Genomic DNA, 18,951 nt, shown 5'->3' with positions numbered 1-18,951 from the left:
AAAATGTATTGTACATACTGTGCAACTACTCTATCAGACCAATTAGAAATTTGTCCAACATGTGGTGTTCGAAATTTCACAGTACATAATCACTGTCATAACTGTGGTAGTGACACTAATGCTATTCAAGAAATGTGTACTACATGTGGAATTATTTTAAAAAATACCAGAAAATCTACAGAGAACTTTCATCCCATGATTCCTACATTACTTACATTATTAATACCTGGGGTTGGTCAAATCATTAATAAGCAAGTAGGAAAAGGATTTCTTCTTTTGATTATTTTTGCACTTTCAGTTTTTATTCCATTTGGAATTGGACTCGTTATCGTTGGTTTACTAATAATAATTGATGCTTATTTAGTCGGGAAAAAGCACTACGAGGGAAAACTAGTAGGAAAATGGCAGTTTTTTTAATTATCTTTAGGAGGAATAATTATGTTTTGTCCACACTGTGGTGAGGAAATTGCAGTACAAGCAGAAATTTGTCCAAAATGTGGTGTTCGTGTACATAAAACACAACCAGAAGTTGACGAAGCCAATGTTGCGATTAACATCCTTTCCGTTTGTTGTACCCCACTTATAGGGTTTATTATGTATTTTTTATGGAAGGACAATAAGCCTAAAGCGGCGAAATCAGCTTTAGTATGGGCGCTGGTCGCGATTGCTTTATACATAGTCTTAATAGTCGGCTTTGGCGTACTAGGATTTTTACTTGATGATGGCTATTAACAATTAGTATCAATTAGTTACAACATAAAAGGCAAAAATTATTATTTAGTTTTGCCTCAAATTGAAGACAAAAGGTTTCGGGAATGCTGGACAATCCCGAAACCTTTTGATTTTTTGTTCAAATGCGAGTTAGTCTATTTTTCTGTAAGTTTTTCACCATAATTGCACGACATACCCCTGATTTGCGTATCGAGAGGGAAAAGTTGTGAGATTCCTGTGGAGGACCGAGCTAGCTGCCCCCACGGAAAGCGAGTGGCTTTTTCCTTTTTCATTTCATATTCAGTTCATAAACTAGTGTTATAGTAATGACATAGCAGTACTAAACATTTCTTTACGAAAATTGAGGAGGATTTTGAACAATGAAAGCAATAAAAAAGGAAGCTAAATCGACAGATTGGCGACGTTTTATACGACTTATAAAACAAGCAGAACCCCCAACACTGCTATTAATCGTTGCCTTATGTATGAGCTTAGCGACGACCGGCGTGGGCTTTATCGTGCCATTATTTACAAAAAAACTGGTGGATGGCTTTTCATTGGAATCCCTTGATTATTGGCAAATCATTTCATTAGGTGTTGCCTTTATCGCCCAGGCCATCGCGAGTGGGCTTTCAATCTATTTTTTAAACCGTGTTGGTCATCAAGTTGTAGCAAAATTGAGAGATCAATTATGGAGAAAACTACTGCACTTACCTATCCCTTACTATGATAATCATGATACAGGGGAGACGTTAAGTCGCGTCACAAATGATACAGCAGTGGTTAAGGATCTTATTACTGAACATCTTGCGAACTGTTTAACAGGCGTTATTTCCATTATAGGTTCCGTCATCATTCTATTATTCTTAGATTGGAAAATGACAGTAGTCATGCTAATTGCTGTGCCGGTAGCAATGATTATTTTAATGTTATTAGGAAAACGCATGTTTGTGATTTCAAAAGGGATGCAAGACGAAACGGCGAAATTTACAGCGGTCTTAAATCAAGTTTTACCGGAAACACGTTTAGTGAAGGCATCTAATGCCGAAACCATTGAATATCAACGTGGTAAAAAAGGCATTACCAATTTATTTAACTTTGGCTTAAAAGAAGCAAAAATCCATGCACTCATTTCACCGTTAATTTCCTTTGTGCTGATGTCTGTACTCGTTGCGATCATCGGCTATGGTGGTGTGCGTGTTTCTTCTGGTGAGCTCACAGCTGGCGACATGGTAGCGTTTATTTTATATTTAATTCAAATCATCATGCCAATGACGCAATTAACAATGTTCTTCACACAATTGCAAAAAGCGATGGGTGCCACAGAACGCATTAGCGCTTTACTTGAACACGAAGAAGAAGATATTTATGAGGGGCAACAATTAGCGACAGTCAAGGACCCGATTCATGTGAAAAATGTAGACTTTGCTTATGGTGAGGAAGCCATATTATCTGCTATCAATTTCACCATTGCGCCAGGTAAAGTAACAGCTATTGTTGGGCCTAGTGGCGGAGGAAAGACGACGACTTTCTCCCTATTAGAACGATATTATCGCCCTACTAAAGGAATCATTACCCTTGGAGACACACCGATTGAAACTTTCTCCTTACATTCTTGGAGAAGCCTTATTGGGTATGTCGCACAAGAAAGTGCACTGATTTCTGGAACAATTCGCGAAAATATTTGCTATGGCATTGGCCGAGAAGTGCCAGATGATGAACTGCACAAAGTGACAAAAATGGCCTATGCTGATCACTTTATTAATGAACTGCCCGATAAATTCGAGACAGAAGTCGGCGAACGCGGCATAAAGCTTTCTGGTGGACAACGACAACGCATTGCCATCGCACGCGCATTATTGCGTGATCCACAAATTTTAATGTTAGATGAAGCAACCTCAAGTCTTGATAGTAAATCAGAAATTTATGTTCAAAAAGCGTTGGATAATTTAATGCAAGGCAGAACAACAGTTGTTATTGCGCACCGCCTCTCTACTGTAGTGGATGCCGATCAAATACTATTTGTTGAGAAAGGCCATATTACTGGTAGTGGCACCCATGAAACGTTATTTGAAACACACGATATGTACAGAGAGTTTGCCAAACAGCAATTACGTATTAAAGAGTAAAGTTGAAGGGATTTGTGATCATGACAAAACTATTAGTTGTGGATGATGATGATCATATTAGAGAATTAGTCAAAGTATTTTTACAGCATGAAGGCTTAGAGGTTGTTGAAGCAATGGACGGTGTAGATGCATTGTCCAAACTTAATACAGAAAAAGTGGATATGGTCATCATGGATATTATGATGCCGAACATGGACGGTTGGGAATTATGTAAGGAAATACGACAGTATCATCATGACTTACCCATCCTGATGCTAACGGCAAAAGGAGAAACCGCACAGAAGGTGAAAGGTTTTAACCTTGGCACAGACGATTACCTCGTGAAGCCATTTGAGCCAGCTGAGTTAATCGTTCGCGTAAAATCCATTCTAAAGCGCTATCATATTTCCTTATCACAAACTGTGGAAATTGGCAACGTTAAAATGAATCGTAATACGTACGAACTCGTGTATGATGGCGAGCATATTACACTGCGCTTAAAGGAATTCGAGCTTTTATTTACATTAGCAAGTTACACGGGGAAAACATTCTCGCGTGAACAGTTAATAGAAGAAATTTGGGGCTATGACTATGAAGGTGATGAACGGACCGTGGATGTTCACATTAAAAGACTGCGTGAACGGTTTCCAGAAGAAAACAGCGGGTTCACTATACGAACGATTCGAGGTCTAGGTTATCGATTGGAATTGCACGCATGAAAAATGGGAAATTTGTCCTCAGACTACTCATGGTACTAACTGTCTTTTTAGTGGCAAATATAATATTTGCGTTTATTGCCTTTCATATCACTTCTTGGATTTATAGTTGGTTAGGGAAACATCCCCATGGATTTTGGCAACAATTCAATACAGTCATCGCTGTATTTGTGCTGTTCGCCTGCTCAGCCGCCATCATTTTTTTACTAGGTTTAAAAAAACAACGTAACTATTGGGACACCATTGTCGATGCGATTGGGCGCATTGCTAAAGGCGATTTTAGTGTTCAATTAGATCTCAAATCAGATGAGGATAACGATCATTTTGGTCAACTCATTAGTGGTATTAACAATATGGCGGTGGAATTGGGTGAATTAGAGCGCATGCGGCAAGAATTTATCTCAAATGTTTCGCATGAAATTCAATCACCCCTCACCTCTATTAACGGCTTTGCCAAGGCTTTGAAAAACATCGACTTATCGGAGGACAAACGGCATCACTATTTAGAAATCATCGAGATGGAAAGTCATCGGTTATCGAAAATTAGTGATAATTTACTAAAGCTGACTTCCTTAGAATCTCAGCACTACCCGTTCGAACCGAAGCTTTATCGGCTAGATAAGCAATTACGGAATGTTGTATTATCGCTTGAACCTAATTGGTTAGAGAAAAATATTGACATGGATATTCAATTGAAGCACCTTTCGTTTATCGCGGATGAAGATTTAATGAATCAAGTTTGGATGAATTTACTCAGCAATAGCATTAAATTTACACCACATGCTGGCAAGATTAGGCTTACGATGACTTCACAACACGATACAGTGACCGTTGTCATTACTGATAACGGCATCGGACTAACCGAAGAACAACAAAAGCATATTTTTGAACGTTTTTATAAAGCAGATCAATCGCGGGTTGCTACAAATGGTGGCAGTGGTCTCGGATTATCCATTGTAAAAAAAATACTCGATATGCATCACGGGAGCATTACTGTTGAAAGTAAGCTTGCTGAACATACAACCTTTACAATTACACTGCCCCTTCAAAGTTAACATGAACATGAAAGCAGACGTTGCGACATTCTTTTGGCATCGTCTGCTTTTGTCATCACTTACTAGGAAGCTACTTTGCTAAAATACTGATAGATTTTGTCTAATTTTTTGTGTTGCCCTCCCTTTTTACTCTCCATATTGCCAAATTCAAAGAACTTCACTTTCTTAATCCCTACGAAATTAAATAAAGCCTTTCTCATCAAAACTTTATGGGCATTATTTAGCCATAACAGTGGATATTTTGTAGGGCCCTTCATCGTCGATATACAAACGACTGATTTTCCTTTTAGCAGCCCCTCCGGTAGTAGTCCTTTTTTATCTCTGTAAGCAAAATTGGCCGCAAATAATTGATCTATATAGCCAAGCAGCATCGCTGGCGGTCTTCCCCACCATATTGGATACACAAAGACAATTTTGTCAGCCCACGTAAGTTGGTCTCTATATTTTGCTAGCTTAGGATCTCGATACATATCACGACGACGCTTATGTTCATTAAATTGTAAAATCGGATCAAAGTTTTCTTCGTACAAATCCAAGACTTGTAATTCACTTATGTACGGATTTTCGTTACAACCTTTCATAACCTCCTGCAAAAAGGCAAAGTTTAAACTTTTATGATTAGGATACGTGTAAATAATTAATGTTTTCATAATAGCCTCCATTACTTATCATTTGATAAGTAAATAATACCCTCCTTTTATTTAGTTGTCAAATGATAATTGTTTTACGATAAGTTATTTGTTATCTTGTCAATAGAGGTGAGATTTATGGACAAGAGTGCATTATTCAATCAATTTGTCACGTTTACAACAGCCGTACATGAAATAACACATGACTTAACACAAAACGTTAACATCGACACCGTTACGCCTGTTCAATATAAAATTCTGGAATATATAAAAGTGAGCCAGCCTGTCACACCTACTGAAATTAGTGATTGCCAACATATATCATTACCTAATACAAGCCGTGAACTCAAAAAACTACAAGAAAAAAATCTAATCGAAAAAATTACTGATACCGAGGACCGCAGAAAACAATCTATTTGTCTTTCGAAGGATGGAGAACATATGATGAATGAGGCTTTTGCCTGTGTTGAAGTACGTTTTCAACAGCTCATGCAAAATGTCACAGAGGAAGATTTAGCAGAAATTCAACATGCTTTAAATGTGCTACAAAGTAAGGTATTCAATCGTCAAAAATAGACCACAATGCCTCAAAATTATCGTTAAAAAAATTAAAAGAATCCATTTTGAAAAATCACAGTGGATTCTTTTATGTTATCGTTGAATAAGACCATTGATGTTCACTGCGGGCGGAACCAAGCCGCTTCCATCCTTTTGCTCAGTCCAGGACTCAACTGTCCCGCTCTTCCCGCTACGTTCCACTCACGCTTTCGTAGCCAATAGGATTCGGAAGCGTTGCCCCTTCCGTTCCAAACCACTGACTACGTACATATCACTCAATACAAAACATCCAGATCTATCGTATCGAATTCACAATACTTTTACGGTCAGATGCCTTGATGACAAAACAGCTTCTTAATTTACATCGCCTAAATAAATCGGAGACTTTTGATTATTAACATGCTGTATTATGCACTTTCTCAGTTCTTTAGGATAGATCCGATATTGCAGTAAATCATGAATAGGTAACCATTCTACCCCAACCTGATGGCTATCTGGATTTGTTGGTATTTTGGTATGGTCCCTGTCATCAATTAGGTTGCACAGAAAATAATACTCAACTTGGTGCACATCAAAATCAAAGGAAGCATGCTCGTGGTTTTTTCCTATATAATCCCGAATATGAAGTAGCTCACCCATTGCTACTTCCTGTCCTATTTCTTCCACACATTCTCTTACTAATGCCTGTGGAATGGTTTCGCCATGTTCTTGTCCTCCCCCAGGAAAAAGATAAAAATACCCCTCATTATCCTGATTTTTTGTTAATAATATTTTACCTTCTCCACTAATGATAATAGCCTTGGCTGAGTTTCTAATCGTCATTGTTTGTCCTCCGTTATTTGCTACATTTCTTAAAACCACATTATTTTTAGTTAATTCTTTTTTTTTTCATCTAAGTGATTGAGCAACAAGCTGATTGACAAAATCTTCTTTGCCCTTCTGATAGAGATGTGTATCTTCCGGATACTGATTGGCAAGTTTAATTTTTAAATTACCGTATTCTTTTGCTATGTCAGGGTTATTGAATAAGTATGCTTTAAAGTTTAGATGCTTTTCAATATTCTCATGCCCCTGTTGATAAATATGTACATGATGCGTCCTTTTATCTAGGCCTTTAGGGAAGTATCTTCTACCAGCTATTCCGTTTTCCGCTCTTGCGACATACCCTATTGATTGCATTTTATCAGTGTATTCATCCACATTTTCAATTTTTTTACTACGATTAATATATCTATTATTGGTTTTGCGTACCCAATGCATTGAACTGCTGTACTACCTATATGAAATATCTCAAGCAATTCATTGTGAAATATCTCTTTTAGTATTTTCGCCTTCTTGATTGTAGGATTCTTCCCAATTTTTTGTCCAAGGAACAATTTCAGTCTTTCTCAAATTCTCAACCCTCCTAGGTAATAATGATTGGTTTTTTATATTCACATAGAAATCGTTCTACACCTGGATACTTCTCTCCTAGACTCGTTATCGTAAAACCGTAGTTTCGATAGAATGCTATGGCATCATGATCCGTCTCTGCAGAAATCAGTGAATATTTATCAGAAATAGAATGTATCATTTTGCTGCCAATACCATATCCTCTTCGATTGGCAAATACTGCAATGTGTTTAATTTCGCACGCAATTAAACTTATTTGTTCAATCCCGATACATCCCACTATCTCTCCTGCAATGTCAAAACTATATAATGTTCGATTTGATGAAGTTACATATTTTTCATATTCTTGCTCAACTTTATGATGTGAGGTCGCAAGAGATAGCAGGTTGCTTATGGACCGAGGAATTGTTTCGGCATTAACTTTTTTCATCATCAACAATCATCACCTTTTTCCAAAATTAACGGTCAGTAATTTATCTGTTCCGAAAGCGAAGCGTCAGGTACAAGACGCCCACCTCAAGTAGAAAGATGAGAACGAGTCAACTAGGTGGGCGATGAACGGACCGTAAAAGCTCGATTGGTTCAACTAACCATCAGTGGAGGATGAAGCAAACCCCCACTGATGGAAGTTTCACTTTATCAATCTTCAATATGCTGTAGGAATAACAACTGCCTTACACGCTCTTTCATAAAATTCTAGCGGACCTGCCCCTCCAATAATGGCATATTCATAGCCGATTTCCTGCATATCTTTTAAACAATGATGCAGCAAAGAATAGCCGATTCCTTTCACTCTATTAGAGTGTGAGACGCCCATCGGACCGAAATAGCCTTTTCTATTTTTATATACACCAAAAGCGGCAAATCCTACTATTTCATCTTTACTATCAAATGCTATATAGATAGAAGGTTCATCTAGCAAAAATGCACTTCTAATCGTTTCTGACCATTGTTTTGAAAATTGATGTTCCACAAAATGAAGAAGGTCGTTTGCATCGTGCGCATTTACTTTACGAATGAAGTTCGAATGCACTTGAGGAAATTGATATTGGTCAAGGTAAGCAATCATATCTCGGGAGGCCGTCCCAAGGCTTAATAATATTTTCTTATCTTCATCTGAAACATAATGGTCAAGCATGTGAGTCGTCAATAATGCTTTGAGTAAGTGTCCTTCATTCATGTAGACTTGCTTATATTTTTTCATATATTGAAAAGCCACTTCCAAGACGGTTAACACATCTTCCGTTACTGGAACAGAGAAAAATTCACTTGTTGCGGTATGTTGATTTAAATCTGTACACAGCTCCTCTGCCAAAACCCTCAAAGAAGCTACCTCTAAGGTGCTCTTCCATGATATTTCTCCAAGTGCTCCACCTTTTTCTGCTAAACAAGCAATCAGAAAATGAACCGGCTGTAACACTTTATATGTTGACAGTTCCGCTTCATTTTCTGCGTTTGACATGATGCTGATCATACGATTTGTTACCTTAACAATTGATTGCTGCAATTTCATGTCACTCCTCAGAAAATCTTGCCAATTATTTTTTAAAACCACAAATTAACCTATATTTTCAAACTTCTGTTATTTCTTCTACAACACTGTTCATGATACGATAAGTAATAGATAAATAATCATTTAATACCATCTTAGTTTTATTTTAACATCACTGAATCGTTCGTTAAACAAGCAAAAGCATATGTATTTATTTCAAATAATTACGTGAGAGTCGTCACCCAATTAGTGCTTCATTAATAGTCTAAGGATGTAGAGAAGGAGGAGACTCAAGTGGATGCAGTTTTAGAAAAGCACTGGCTAGACAAACATGTAGAAACGCTTCCGTTATGGCAACAGACCGCTTATAAAGCCTTCTCTGCCATGGTTGCAGATGATGCCAATACGTTCCCTTGTATCCCAGCCAGAAAGGGCTATTTATCGAATGAACTGCGATATGGTTTTGTTGGCGATCCACGCGAGGTTCATTCCGCAAAAGAACTAGCAGCATGCCTAAAGGCGTACAATTCATGTGCTCGAACCTCGGGGAAATATACTTCATTGGCGGTATTTTTTGAAACGCCTGAAGAGTTGCTTAACGACTATGAGGTAGAGGATTATCGGCAATTATTTTGGTCAGTTTTAAACAATTTAACGATATATGATGATGTGGATTGGCCAGTAGATATTCCGTCAGACCCGTCCAATTATCAATGGGAATTTTGTTTTGATGGGGAGCCTTATTTTGTATTCTGCGCTACACCAGCACATCACTTGCGAAAAAGTCGTTATTTTCCAACACTGTTTATGGCATTTCAACCCCGCTGGGTATTTGCGGACATGAACGACGCGACTGTCTTTGGTCGCAATTTAAAAAAATTGATACGTAAGCGCATTGATGCCTATGATGCCATTCCAGGTCATCCCGATTTAAAATGGTATGGGCAAGCGGACAACCACGAATGGAAACAGTATTTTATCAGTGATGATGACCGTAGTCCAGCTACATGTCCATTTTTCAAGATGTATCAGAATCTCAAGTTTCCACCACAAGAGTAACAGCTGTCATCATATACGCTGATGCTTACGCCATTTTTTCATCATCAATAGTGTCGCAATAGCGATTATGACTATAAACAGCAGGCTCACATAAAAGCCGAGTCTGCTTGTTTTCTCACCTAACGTGCCAGATACAGTGAACACAATCAAACCCATACCTATGCCATTTTTCACGTGTTGCGCTGTCGTTAAATCCATAAGCTTTGCATACGTCACTAAAATAAAGAGCCAATTATAAATTAACATCAAGCCCGCAGCTGTAATCAAATACTCAAATATCTTTTCCGGTATTAAAAACCCAATTACAATCGTGATGATCAAACCACTTGCCAAAAAGAGCAATGCAGGCAACGGCACGTTCATCTTGCCTTTTTTCGCTAGACAAGCTGGAGCATCTCGATCTTCTGCAAGAGTCGTTATGATCGTCAAGACAGCATACAAGGACGCAACCATAGTGGAGAAACCTGCAATAATTAGAATGCCATTAATAATATCCGTTACATATGGGATGTGAAAATTTTCAAGCGCAGAAATAAAGGGACTTTTATCGACATGAAAATCTCCCCAAGGAACAAGCATAAGTGCCAAGGCAATGGCCATGACATAAATTGTGGTAAGTACGACAATCATTACTTTTCCAGCTTTAGGTGCTTGCTTTGGATCTTTTAAATCAATGACTAATAAACCCATTACTTCAATACCACCAAATGCATAAAATGCATACAATAGGCCTAGCCATATGCCTGTCACTCCTTTAGCAAAAAAACTCCGATAGTTTTCTATAAAAGCATCCGTGTGTCTTGCTTCACCATTGAGACCTTTAAACACAAGCATGATGAATGAACATAACAATGGCAGCGGTTTTCAGCACGCCAAAGATATGTTGGAAATTTTCGAAACCCTTCATCCCCGTAAGAATGACCAACAAACCAAGCACCGCATAAATGGACGTCGCAATCCATAATGGCAGTGATGGAAACCAAAATCGTGTAAAGATTCCTAATGCCATTAACTGGCTACCCATTATCAGCATTTCTGACATCAAATAGACCCATCCATTGCTAAAACCAGCCCACTTGCCAAAGGCCTGTTTGGCATAGGTACGGAATGAGCCCTTCTCTGGATTGTCAACAGACATCATTACTAGTGCATCATAAACGAAATAGGTACCTATTGCCGCTACTAAAAAAGAAATTAACACCGCTGGACCACTTTTCTCAATAGCCATACTCGTCCCAAGAAAAAAGCCTGTCCCTAATGTACAGCCCACTCCGAGAAGGGAAAGTTGCCACCATGACATACGACCTTTGCTTGTTTTCGATGTCATTCGAATCACTCCGATGCCTGTAAAATGAATTACTTTTTCCGTACTAACGGCAATGTCATACAGCGAATACCCCCGCCGCCTTTTTCAAGTTCTGTCACATCTATTTCGATGATGTTCTTCTTTTGTAATAGAGGATGATTTTTAAATGGTTGTTTCGTAGCCTTCTTACTAATTAACAATGTTTCTGGATTCAGGTTTAGAAAGTTAATATCAGGAATCGTATTATATTTATCGAGCCAATAGACGTCAAAGCCGTGGCGTTTTAGAAAAGTGGCTGTCATGTCAAAACGCGTTGATTGTGGCGTTAATACATGTACAGGGAAATAACGCATAAAGCTCTTGGCCATTACTAAGTCCTTATGTGCCACATTACAGTTCATATCCAAATGAAGGGTATCCGATTGCCGAGGTAAGTCAATAATTGCGATTTCAGAAAAGCCTGCCTTAAAGATGTCCTCCTTTACACACTCCACACCTTCTATTGTTGTGCGTACGCCAATATTAATAAGCACAGCGTCTTTATTGAGAATCAGAACATCCCCAAACTCCAATGCTGTTCGCGGGTCTTTGATGTGTCTATAGCTTTTAGGGAACCATTTTTCGAGGAGTTCATGGGCTTGTACATATTCCGGGCGTCTCATCGAAATGCCCGCAGCTCCAGGTAATATCACCTTGCCAAAGACACAGGCAAGATCACGCACAAAATATCGATGAAGGAGCTGTTCACTTAATTGTTGTGCCTGTGCTGGTAGCTCCTGCGCATAATCAATAACTGTAACCCCTGCATTTTCTAAGACATCTTTAAATGCTAGAAAATTTTCCAAGGCTCTGGCATGATGAACAGCTGCGCTCCATTGCACATTCTCAGCCGTTTTTAAATCTGGCACATCCCATTTAGAGGGTGCACAAAGCATTACAACCTCAAGTTCCTCGTGTTCTGACCAACAATTCGGTTGAAATGAGTACATAGTGAATTCTCCCCTTTTTCACGTCTTCTATTTAGGCTTACCATCGCCAAAAGGATTATACGGAGCTTGTTGCAAGAAGTCGCAAAAAAGCACATCAAAAAGATGATGTGCCCTCAAGTAAAATATTCTAATTTCGCATGAGGAAAAAATTTTTGCATATAACCGTACAGATGCTCTTTGATATCTTGTTCTTCCTCTTTTTGATAAATATATTTGCCAATCCCATATTTGCCCCACTTATACCTTCGTACTGTCTCATCCAATTCTAGCTTGGTCATCGGGTAATTTTTTTCAATCACCCTTTTAGCAGGCTTCGTAAATCGATGTTGAATAAATTCAAACGTAATATCCTGTCGTGCATCTTGAGGTAATTCTGCATCCAGCCGCTCAAACATATGATAATAGCCTTGTTCCCAACCTTCATGAAGATAAATCGGCGCTACGATAAAACCAAGTGGATAACCAGCCCTCGCCACTTTGCCCGCCGCCTCAATTCGCTTGTCTAACGGTGAAGTGCCCGGCTCAAAATTTTTAATGACATAATCGGCATTGACACTAAAACGAAATCGGGTCTTACCATTATGCTTGGCATCTAACAAATGATCGACATGATGAAATTTCGTCACGAAGCGTAATTGACCCAACTCACGTTGGCCAAAATGTTCAATCGCCCTTTTTAATGTATGGGTTAAGTGATCTATTCCTACAATATCAGACGTACAAGATGCTTCAAATCGTGTAATTTCAGGTGCTCGCTCTGCCATATAATGGTCAGCCGCTTGCAGAATTTCATCGACATTGACATATGTGCGGATATACGGCTTACTCCCCATCGTTGTCTGCAAATAACAATAATGACAATGCCCCATACACCCTGTCGCAAAAGGAATGGCATATTCCGCTGAAGGTTTGGAGGTATCGAATTTCAACGTTTTTCGAATGCCCACAACCAGTGTGGACTTAGCAATGCGATACTTTTGCAAATCATTATCACCCGGCAGATTGCGTACCTGATTATGAGAAGTCGTATAGCGAATTTCCACACCCATGTCCTCGAATTTGTCTTTCAGCGCTTGACCGAGCGGATAATCTAATGCATCCGGCTCAAAATACACAAGCTGAGGTGTAAATGGCTTTTTCATGTATACCCTCCATCAATGAAAATACTGATGATACGCCTGTTCCGCATCCATTTCGCTTGCAAATACTACAAAATCAGTCGTTAGAGGATAGTACGTTTCAAACAGAAAAAGCGCTAATTCATTTGGATTTTCCGGATTTTTCACGACAGCTGCTTCCTGTATATTCGCTACATCTTGAATATGTGGATTCCGATAAAAAATATAGACAATATCCCCTGCATTATACTGTTGTTGCATTTTTTCACCTTCCCCGCATCTTTCCTGTTAGTTTGGCTAAAAAATCATAAATTTATGTAGTGTTTTTGGAGAAACATAAATTATTAAAATTGTTACCTGTGGCTAGATATTGCCACTTTATCCTTCCATTTGCACGAGGTTTCACAATTATCGTTTATTACATAGATTAGAGCCCTAGATGTAATACGAATATTACGTGATTCCACTAGCAAACTGACACCTATTTTTTTCAATAAATTGATACTTTTAAATAGGCCAAGCGTTAGCTATGATTAGCAGTGCATGCAGATTTGATGTACATAGTAGAGGTTTCTACGGAAAAGGAAATTCCTTACAACTATTGCTTGATACCATTAAAAAGAAAAATAAGAAAGGTCTATGACTATGCAAAAAACAACGACTTATTCACACTCAAACACTTTTGATTTAATCCTATCCGCAATGTTAATTGCACTCGTATTCGTTGCAACTCTCACTTTAAATATCAAACTACCAATCACAGCAAATGGTGGGTTGGTTCATCTTGGAACGGCCATGCTCTTTATGTCATCGATTCTTTTTGGTCCTAAAAAGGGCGCACTTGCGGGTGCTATCGGTATGGGCTTATTTGACTTAATATCTGGTTGGACATTATGGGCGCCAATCACCTTTATTGCTCGTGGCTTGCAAGGATATATAGTAGGAAAAATCGCTTGGTCGAACGGACGTAAAGGGAACAGTATTGCGTTCAATCTACTGGCTACCATCATGTCAATTCCATTTATGGTAGCCATTTATTACGTAGGTGAAGGGATTCTATATGCGAATTGGCTTGCGCCAATGGCCTCCATTCCTGGAGACCTCATTCAAAATGCGTTGGGCATCTTTGTAGCCATTCCAGTTTGTGTTTTACTGAGAAAAGTTTCTATTTTCAAATAAGTACTTAATTGCAGCTGTAGTCACACGCAAAAATTATCAACCGTCTAATGAAAAAAAAATCCGCGCCACCTGGGCATAGAATTTGTGACGAAAGTACAAACGTCAGCCACAGGCAGGAAGCGGATTTTTTGCAGACTTTTATTGTAAAATTTAACTCACAGCCCTGGCATAAATACGTGCTGAAAAACTGCACGGCATTTGACAGAGCAAATGAAAAAAACAGTAGACAACCTCGTAACATGTCGAGATTGTCTACTGTCTAGCACATTCGCATGAATAAAGGTGCTTTATATTATTTCGATAAATCGATTTTTTTATTTAATAAATAAATAGTCACACCACCAACAGTCATTGACAATAACTCACCAATCCCCACCGTAAACCAAGTTGCCCAAAACGGAAGGTCATAGAGCAATGTTAATTGACCTGCTACGGTAAACATTGATAGCGCAAAAATCAATGCGGTCACAACCATTTTCAATATATCATTTGTGATATTTTTTGTTACTTTGCGGCACAGCATTAATACAAGAAATGTCGCAATCCCACCAATAGGTACATCCAATATCCAAGTTGGTGACATGAAATTTGCCAAGATTACGCCTATTGTCACTGCTACTACATAACGTTTGTTGTACAATGCCAGATAGTTGAACATCTCCGACAGACGTAGCTGAACAGCCCCAAAACTAATGACTGACAATACAACCGTTACAGCCACATACAGAGCCGCAACCAATGCTGTCTTAGTGAGCTCACTGACAGACGTACGGGATGAGTCTTTTAAAATAGATGTATTCAATTTTATTCTCCTTTGTAAAATAGCTAATCTGCTATTTTAGTCATAACTACGACCAAAGGAAGAGAGCCTATTCGCCCTATCTGAAGTGTCGTAGTGCAAGCTAAATTTTGCTTACTTGCGTATTATAGCAGAAGAATTTATGATTGAACAATTTATTTTGTAAGCCAACCACCATCAAGCGGTATGATGGCCCCATGCATATAATTAGCTGCCTGACTAGCTAAATAGAGTGTTAAACTCGCCACTTCACTTGGTTGTGCCCAGCGACCTGCTGGTGTTTCATTGGCAACCCATTTTGCCATTTCGCCATCCCCTTCAAAATCCGCCTTGTTCATCGGTGTTTGAATGGCACCAGGTGCAATGGCATTGGCACGAATTCCTTCACGGCAATAATCTAAATCTACCTGTTTTGTATAGCCAACAATCGCATGTTTGGAGGCGGTATACGCTGCACCACCACCGCCAGCGACAAGCCCTGCAATAGATGCCATATTTACGATGACACCTGCTTTACGTTGTACCATATGGGGTAATATTGTATTCGTCACAAAATAAGTACCCTTTACATTGGTATTCATGATTTTATCCCAAAGTATTTCATCTGTATCAAGCGTTTTTGCGAAGCCATCTAACAAGCCTGCGGTATTTAGCAAAATATCCACGTGCTTATAGGTGGCTATCACTGCTTCATATGCTTGTTGTACATCGTCCTTACAGCTTACACTGCCCACCCTATAAGTAAAACGTTCAGGATATTGTCGACGCAAATTCAATAACCCTTGCTCATCCAAATCAAAACCGAATACATTGGCCCCATTTTCTAAAAAGGCAATAGCTTGAGCCTGACCAATACCTGACGCAGCACCTGTTACAAATACCGTTTTGCCCGTATACTCTTCAAACTTCATCACTTCACTCCTAATTTATATACTCAACTCTTCTTGTGTAACAGAAAGAAGCCATCTCCAATAACGATTGAGATGGCTTCTGTACCTACTATTCTACAATTATCCAATCTTCCGCTAACAAATCGCAAACAGTTGGTGTGAACATTGTATAGCCCTCACCACGTACATTAATTAAAAAATAGGGATTCAAATTCTCGCCATCATGTTTGCTTTGCCCAACAAGCTTCACATACAATTCAGCGCCGCCCCAGCCGTCACGAATACTTTTCTCGCCCGCCTTTAAACGTGGCAATACCTCTTCAAACGTCATCTATACTCATCCTTTTTTCTGTCATTGCAAGATTTCGATACGGAAAAAAGTATACTGGATATTTGCCATGTTTACAACTGCAGTGTTGTAAACTCCCAAAAATCCTGCAGAAATACAATTACCCGTATATTAACGCTCGGGTGGCGGCAGTCAACGTTCGGGTAGTAGCAACTTTCGTCAGGTGACTACATCCTCCGCTTGGGTGGACCTGCTTTTCGCTCAGGTAATAGCATCCTCCGCTCGGGTAGATTAGCTTTTCGCTCAAGCAGAAGCATTCAACGCTCGGGTACCTCACCAGATTGTTCAGGTGTCTACGTTTCATCGTAGCCCTTCTGCCAACAAATGAAAAATAGAACCTTCCATCCAAACAGGATGAAAGGTTCTTTATTCTTATTTGATTAGTTATTGTTTAAACCAAGCACTTGTGCTGTAGAAGTATGAACTTCTTCTAGAAGCTCTGGGTTTTCTACTAATTTGATGCCATAAGAAGGAATCATTTCTTTTAGTTTTGGTTCCCACTCTTTTACTTGTTGAGGGAAGCACTTGTTAATGACTTCAATCATTACTGGAACGGCAGTTGACGCACCTGGCGAAGCACCTAGTAAGGCCGCGATGGAACCATCTGCTGCACTAACTACTTCTGTCCCAAATTGAAGCGTTCCTTTACCACCAGCTTCAGTATCTTTGATAACTTGTACACGTTGACCCGCAACGACAATATCCCAATCCTCGCTCTTCGCTGTCGGGATAAAGTCACGCAACTCTTCCATACGTTGATCTTTCGATAACATCAGTTGTTGGATAAGATACTTTGTTAAGCCCATTTCTTTTACGCCTGCCGCCAATAATGTTGTAATATTATGCGGTTTTACAGAAGCAAATAAATCCATATTCGAGCCTGTTTTTAAGAACTTCGGTGAGAAGCCCGCGAACGGACCAAATAGTAACGATTTTTTGTTGTCGATGAATCGTGTGTCCAGATGCGGCACAGACATTGGTGGCGCGCCAACCGCAGCTTTGCCGTATACTTTGGCATGATGCTGCTCGACAATCTCTTGATTGTTACATACCATAAATAAACCACTAATTGGGAATCCACCGATATGTTTGCCTTCAGGAATACCTGATTTTTGTAATAACTCTAAGCTTCCGCCGCCTGCTCCAAGGAAGACGAATTTCGCCGTATGATATTCCATTCTACAGCCATCGATATCATGTACTTTTAACTCCCATGAGCCGTCTTTCGTACGTTTAATGCTTTCGACACTATGTTTGTAGTTGATATCAACATCTTGCGTTTTTAAATGGTCAAATAACATGCGCGTTAAAGCCCCAAAGTTGACATCTGTACCTGTGTCAATTTTTGTTGCCGCAATCGCTTCATCCGCTGGACGGTCTTCCATAATAAGCGGAATCCATTCCATCAGTTTCTCTGGGTTATCGGAAAATTCCATCCCTTTGAACAGCGGATTATTAGCCATTGTTTCAAAACGTTTTTTCAAATACGCGACATTTTTCTCGCCTCTTACCATACTCATATGTGGTAATGGCATGATAAAATCTTGTGGGTTTTGGATGAGCTTGCGATTAACAAGATATGACCAAAACTGCATAGAAACCTGGAACTGTTCATTCACGTTGATGGCTTTGCTAATATCAATAGAGCCATCTGGTTTTTCAGAAGTGTAGTTAAGCTCACACAATGCTGCATGCCCTGTTCCCGCATTATTCCATTCGTTCGAGCTTTCTTCTCCGGCGTTTGCAAGTTTCTCAAACACAGTAATATTCCAATCTGGTGCTAATTCTTTGAGCATTGTTCCCAAAGTCGCACTCATGATTCCGGCACCAATTAAGATGACGTCTGATTTAATTTGTTTGCTACTCATTTTTATCTTCCTTATATATTAAGATTTGCAGAAAGGATGTAGACGCTCCTGTTTGGGTGTCACAATAAGACAAGATGCGACTTAGGAACACAACTTTTCTGTATCAATTATAACCTTATTGCAGTATATCACATTTAATTATAGATTAAAATATCTACTATCTATACGATAGTTATAAGCTATTTAGAACTAGGGGGAAATCGAGCATTCTTTCTACAAGACCTAGCACATTCCTGTATTTCTCAACATTTCATAAGTTACCATCGAGCAAATTTTTGTCGTTTCTTGTAATATGGTGCAGCGCATAAAAAATTATGTATAAAAGACAAACACACTCATCTTTTTCTTCCATTAAAATACAAGCATTTAAGCCATGTTTTTAATATACACCACCCTTCACTATTTAATCTTTTACTTCACTTTTTTCGGCAAACTTTCAGATGAGTCCATTGCAGTATTCATAAAATTCTCTGTCCATATTTCAGATAATTGTTCATTTCTGTTACAAGACGAATCATTTTACTGAATCTCTTTCACCTCCAATTTTTGCTCAACGTAAATTTTACCATATAATCATAAACTTTTATTAGAATATTTTATATTGTCAAAAAATTTAAAAAGAGGTGAAATTCACCTCTTCCCATTAATCGCTATTGCTTAGTCATGCTCGGCTCGTATTTCTTCCAATCTTCACTTCCAAGTAATGATAGCTGTATGTCCCTCTCACTCAAGC

19 protein-coding genes and 2 pseudogenes are annotated in these 18,951 nt (G+C 38.9%); 8 read left to right on the top strand and 13 right to left on the bottom strand.

From position 1 onward, the window contains the following. The first annotated feature begins 3 nt into the window (after positions 1 to 3). The 5 genes from C9J31_RS08300 to C9J31_RS08280 all read left to right on the top strand — a co-directional run bounded on the left by C9J31_RS08300 (position 4) and on the right by C9J31_RS08280 (position 4,590). On the top strand, positions 4 to 417 hold the full coding sequence (locus tag C9J31_RS08300; RefSeq protein WP_107948236.1) for a zinc ribbon domain-containing protein: 414 nt from the start codon (positions 4 to 6) through the stop codon (positions 415 to 417). Positions 418 to 438: 21 nt separating this feature from the next. Continuing rightward, complete coding sequence (locus C9J31_RS08295) at positions 439 to 732, top strand: zinc-ribbon domain-containing protein (RefSeq protein ID WP_107948237.1); 294 nt, start codon at positions 439 to 441, stop codon at positions 730 to 732. Between the two features lie 359 nt (positions 733 to 1,091). Continuing rightward, a complete protein-coding gene (locus tag C9J31_RS08290; protein ID WP_107948239.1) occupies positions 1,092 to 2,840 on the top strand; it encodes an ABC transporter ATP-binding protein in 1,749 nt (582 codons plus the stop codon). 17 nt (positions 2,841 to 2,857) lie between these two features. Continuing rightward, the gene (locus C9J31_RS08285; protein ID WP_238602027.1) at positions 2,858 to 3,538 is read left to right on the top strand and encodes a response regulator transcription factor; all 681 of its coding nucleotides are present in this window, start codon (positions 2,858 to 2,860) and stop codon (positions 3,536 to 3,538) included. Beyond that, a complete protein-coding gene (locus tag C9J31_RS08280) occupies positions 3,535 to 4,590 on the top strand; it encodes a HAMP domain-containing sensor histidine kinase (protein WP_107948243.1) in 1,056 nt (351 codons plus the stop codon). Before C9J31_RS08285 ends, C9J31_RS08280 begins: the two co-directional genes overlap by 4 nt. Positions 4,591 to 4,652: 62 nt before the next feature. On the opposite strand, the gene C9J31_RS08275 is transcribed toward C9J31_RS08280, so the two are convergent. Then, positions 4,653 to 5,240, bottom strand: a complete 588-nt coding sequence (locus tag C9J31_RS08275) for an NAD(P)H-dependent oxidoreductase (RefSeq protein WP_107948281.1) — start codon at positions 5,238 to 5,240, stop codon at positions 4,653 to 4,655. Between the two features lie 117 nt (positions 5,241 to 5,357). On the opposite strand from C9J31_RS08275, the gene C9J31_RS08270 reads away from it, so the two are divergent. Continuing rightward, positions 5,358 to 5,795 (top strand): MarR family winged helix-turn-helix transcriptional regulator, encoded by a 438-nt coding sequence (locus C9J31_RS08270; protein ID WP_107948245.1) that lies wholly within the window; start codon positions 5,358 to 5,360, stop codon positions 5,793 to 5,795. 336 nt (positions 5,796 to 6,131) lie between these two features. On the opposite strand, the gene C9J31_RS08265 is transcribed toward C9J31_RS08270, so the two are convergent. From C9J31_RS08265 to C9J31_RS08250, 4 genes and pseudogenes are all read right to left on the bottom strand, one after another. Continuing rightward, complete coding sequence (locus C9J31_RS08265) at positions 6,132 to 6,599, bottom strand: NUDIX domain-containing protein (RefSeq protein WP_010858903.1); 468 nt, start codon at positions 6,597 to 6,599, stop codon at positions 6,132 to 6,134. 66 nt (positions 6,600 to 6,665) lie between these two features. Beyond that, a pseudogene (locus tag C9J31_RS08260) lies at positions 6,666 to 7,075 on the bottom strand (GrpB family protein). 107 nt (positions 7,076 to 7,182) lie between these two features. Next, entirely contained in the window at positions 7,183 to 7,602 is a 420-nt protein-coding gene (locus tag C9J31_RS08255) for a GNAT family N-acetyltransferase (protein ID WP_238602010.1), read from the bottom strand. Between the two features lie 213 nt (positions 7,603 to 7,815). Then, complete coding sequence (locus tag C9J31_RS08250) at positions 7,816 to 8,682, bottom strand: GNAT family N-acetyltransferase (RefSeq protein WP_238602009.1); 867 nt, start codon at positions 8,680 to 8,682, stop codon at positions 7,816 to 7,818. Positions 8,683 to 8,955: 273 nt separating this feature from the next. Between C9J31_RS08250 and C9J31_RS08245 the strand changes: the two genes are divergently transcribed. Beyond that, complete coding sequence (locus tag C9J31_RS08245) at positions 8,956 to 9,720, top strand: YqcI/YcgG family protein (protein ID WP_238602008.1); 765 nt, start codon at positions 8,956 to 8,958, stop codon at positions 9,718 to 9,720. A gap of 9 nt (positions 9,721 to 9,729) precedes the next feature. On the opposite strand, the pseudogene C9J31_RS08240 reads toward C9J31_RS08245, so the two are convergent. The 4 genes and pseudogenes from C9J31_RS08240 to C9J31_RS08225 all read right to left on the bottom strand — a co-directional run bounded on the left by C9J31_RS08240 (position 9,730) and on the right by C9J31_RS08225 (position 13,394). Then, positions 9,730 to 11,053, bottom strand: a pseudogene (locus tag C9J31_RS08240) (amino acid permease). A 23-nt stretch (positions 11,054 to 11,076) separates the two neighbouring features. Further along, a complete protein-coding gene (locus tag C9J31_RS08235) occupies positions 11,077 to 12,015 on the bottom strand; it encodes an arginine deiminase family protein (RefSeq protein WP_107948246.1) in 939 nt (312 codons plus the stop codon). A 113-nt stretch (positions 12,016 to 12,128) separates the two neighbouring features. Beyond that, on the bottom strand, positions 12,129 to 13,157 hold the full coding sequence (gene splB / locus C9J31_RS08230) for a spore photoproduct lyase (protein ID WP_107948248.1): 1,029 nt from the start codon (positions 13,155 to 13,157) through the stop codon (positions 12,129 to 12,131). 12 nt (positions 13,158 to 13,169) lie between these two features. After that, positions 13,170 to 13,394, bottom strand: coding sequence for a transcriptional regulator SplA domain-containing protein (locus C9J31_RS08225; protein WP_107924219.1), 225 nt, complete (start codon positions 13,392 to 13,394; stop codon positions 13,170 to 13,172). Between the two features lie 384 nt (positions 13,395 to 13,778). Between C9J31_RS08225 and C9J31_RS08220 the strand changes: the two genes are divergently transcribed. Continuing rightward, entirely contained in the window at positions 13,779 to 14,312 is a 534-nt protein-coding gene (locus C9J31_RS08220; RefSeq protein WP_107948250.1) for an ECF transporter S component, read from the top strand. 292 nt (positions 14,313 to 14,604) lie between these two features. Here C9J31_RS08220 and C9J31_RS08215 read toward each other — a convergent pair whose 3' ends face one another. The 4 genes from C9J31_RS08215 to C9J31_RS08200 all read right to left on the bottom strand — a co-directional run bounded on the left by C9J31_RS08215 (position 14,605) and on the right by C9J31_RS08200 (position 18,218). Next, positions 14,605 to 15,114, bottom strand: coding sequence for a QueT transporter family protein (locus tag C9J31_RS08215; RefSeq protein ID WP_107948251.1), 510 nt, complete (start codon positions 15,112 to 15,114; stop codon positions 14,605 to 14,607). Between the two features lie 152 nt (positions 15,115 to 15,266). Further along, entirely contained in the window at positions 15,267 to 16,022 is a 756-nt protein-coding gene (locus C9J31_RS08210) for a 3-oxoacyl-ACP reductase (protein WP_107948253.1), read from the bottom strand. Between the two features lie 88 nt (positions 16,023 to 16,110). Beyond that, positions 16,111 to 16,332, bottom strand: a complete 222-nt coding sequence (locus C9J31_RS08205; RefSeq protein WP_107948255.1) for a DUF2829 domain-containing protein — start codon at positions 16,330 to 16,332, stop codon at positions 16,111 to 16,113. 398 nt (positions 16,333 to 16,730) lie between these two features. Further along, a complete protein-coding gene (locus tag C9J31_RS08200; RefSeq protein WP_211634934.1) occupies positions 16,731 to 18,218 on the bottom strand; it encodes a malate:quinone oxidoreductase in 1,488 nt (495 codons plus the stop codon). Positions 18,219 to 18,951: the final 733 nt, after the last annotated feature.

This window comes from Lysinibacillus parviboronicapiens (assembly GCF_003049605.2).
Classification (GTDB): domain Bacteria; phylum Bacillota; class Bacilli; order Bacillales_A; family Planococcaceae; genus Lysinibacillus; species Lysinibacillus parviboronicapiens.
This window is presented reverse-complemented; position numbering and strand designations above follow the sequence as displayed.

Bases quoted from the DNA above. Each gene is read 5' to 3' on its own strand.
- C9J31_RS08300 (WP_107948236.1), top strand. From the start codon at position 4: ATGTATTGTACATACTGTGCAACTACTCTATCAGACCAATTAGAAATT.
- C9J31_RS08295 (WP_107948237.1), top strand. From the start codon at position 439: ATGTTTTGTCCACACTGTGGTGAGGAAATTGCAGTACAAGCAGAAATT.
- C9J31_RS08290 (WP_107948239.1), top strand. From the start codon at position 1,092: ATGAAAGCAATAAAAAAGGAAGCTAAATCGACAGATTGGCGACGTTTT.
- C9J31_RS08280 (WP_107948243.1), top strand. From the start codon at position 3,535: ATGAAAAATGGGAAATTTGTCCTCAGACTACTCATGGTACTAACTGTC.
- C9J31_RS08275 (WP_107948281.1), bottom strand. From the start codon at position 5,240: ATGAAAACATTAATTATTTACACGTATCCTAATCATAAAAGTTTAAAC.
- C9J31_RS08270 (WP_107948245.1), top strand. From the start codon at position 5,358: ATGGACAAGAGTGCATTATTCAATCAATTTGTCACGTTTACAACAGCC.
- C9J31_RS08265 (WP_010858903.1), bottom strand. From the start codon at position 6,599: ATGACGATTAGAAACTCAGCCAAGGCTATTATCATTAGTGGAGAAGGT.
- C9J31_RS08255 (WP_238602010.1), bottom strand. From the start codon at position 7,602: ATGATGAAAAAAGTTAATGCCGAAACAATTCCTCGGTCCATAAGCAAC.
- C9J31_RS08250 (WP_238602009.1), bottom strand. From the start codon at position 8,682: ATGAAATTGCAGCAATCAATTGTTAAGGTAACAAATCGTATGATCAGC.
- C9J31_RS08235 (WP_107948246.1), bottom strand. From the start codon at position 12,015: ATGTACTCATTTCAACCGAATTGTTGGTCAGAACACGAGGAACTTGAG.
- splB (WP_107948248.1), bottom strand. From the start codon at position 13,157: ATGAAAAAGCCATTTACACCTCAGCTTGTGTATTTTGAGCCGGATGCA.
- C9J31_RS08225 (WP_107924219.1), bottom strand. From the start codon at position 13,394: ATGCAACAACAGTATAATGCAGGGGATATTGTCTATATTTTTTATCGG.
- C9J31_RS08220 (WP_107948250.1), top strand. From the start codon at position 13,779: ATGCAAAAAACAACGACTTATTCACACTCAAACACTTTTGATTTAATC.
- C9J31_RS08210 (WP_107948253.1), bottom strand. From the start codon at position 16,022: ATGAAGTTTGAAGAGTATACGGGCAAAACGGTATTTGTAACAGGTGCT.
- C9J31_RS08205 (WP_107948255.1), bottom strand. From the start codon at position 16,332: ATGACGTTTGAAGAGGTATTGCCACGTTTAAAGGCGGGCGAGAAAAGT.
- C9J31_RS08200 (WP_211634934.1), bottom strand. From the start codon at position 18,218: ATGAGTAGCAAACAAATTAAATCAGACGTCATCTTAATTGGTGCCGGA.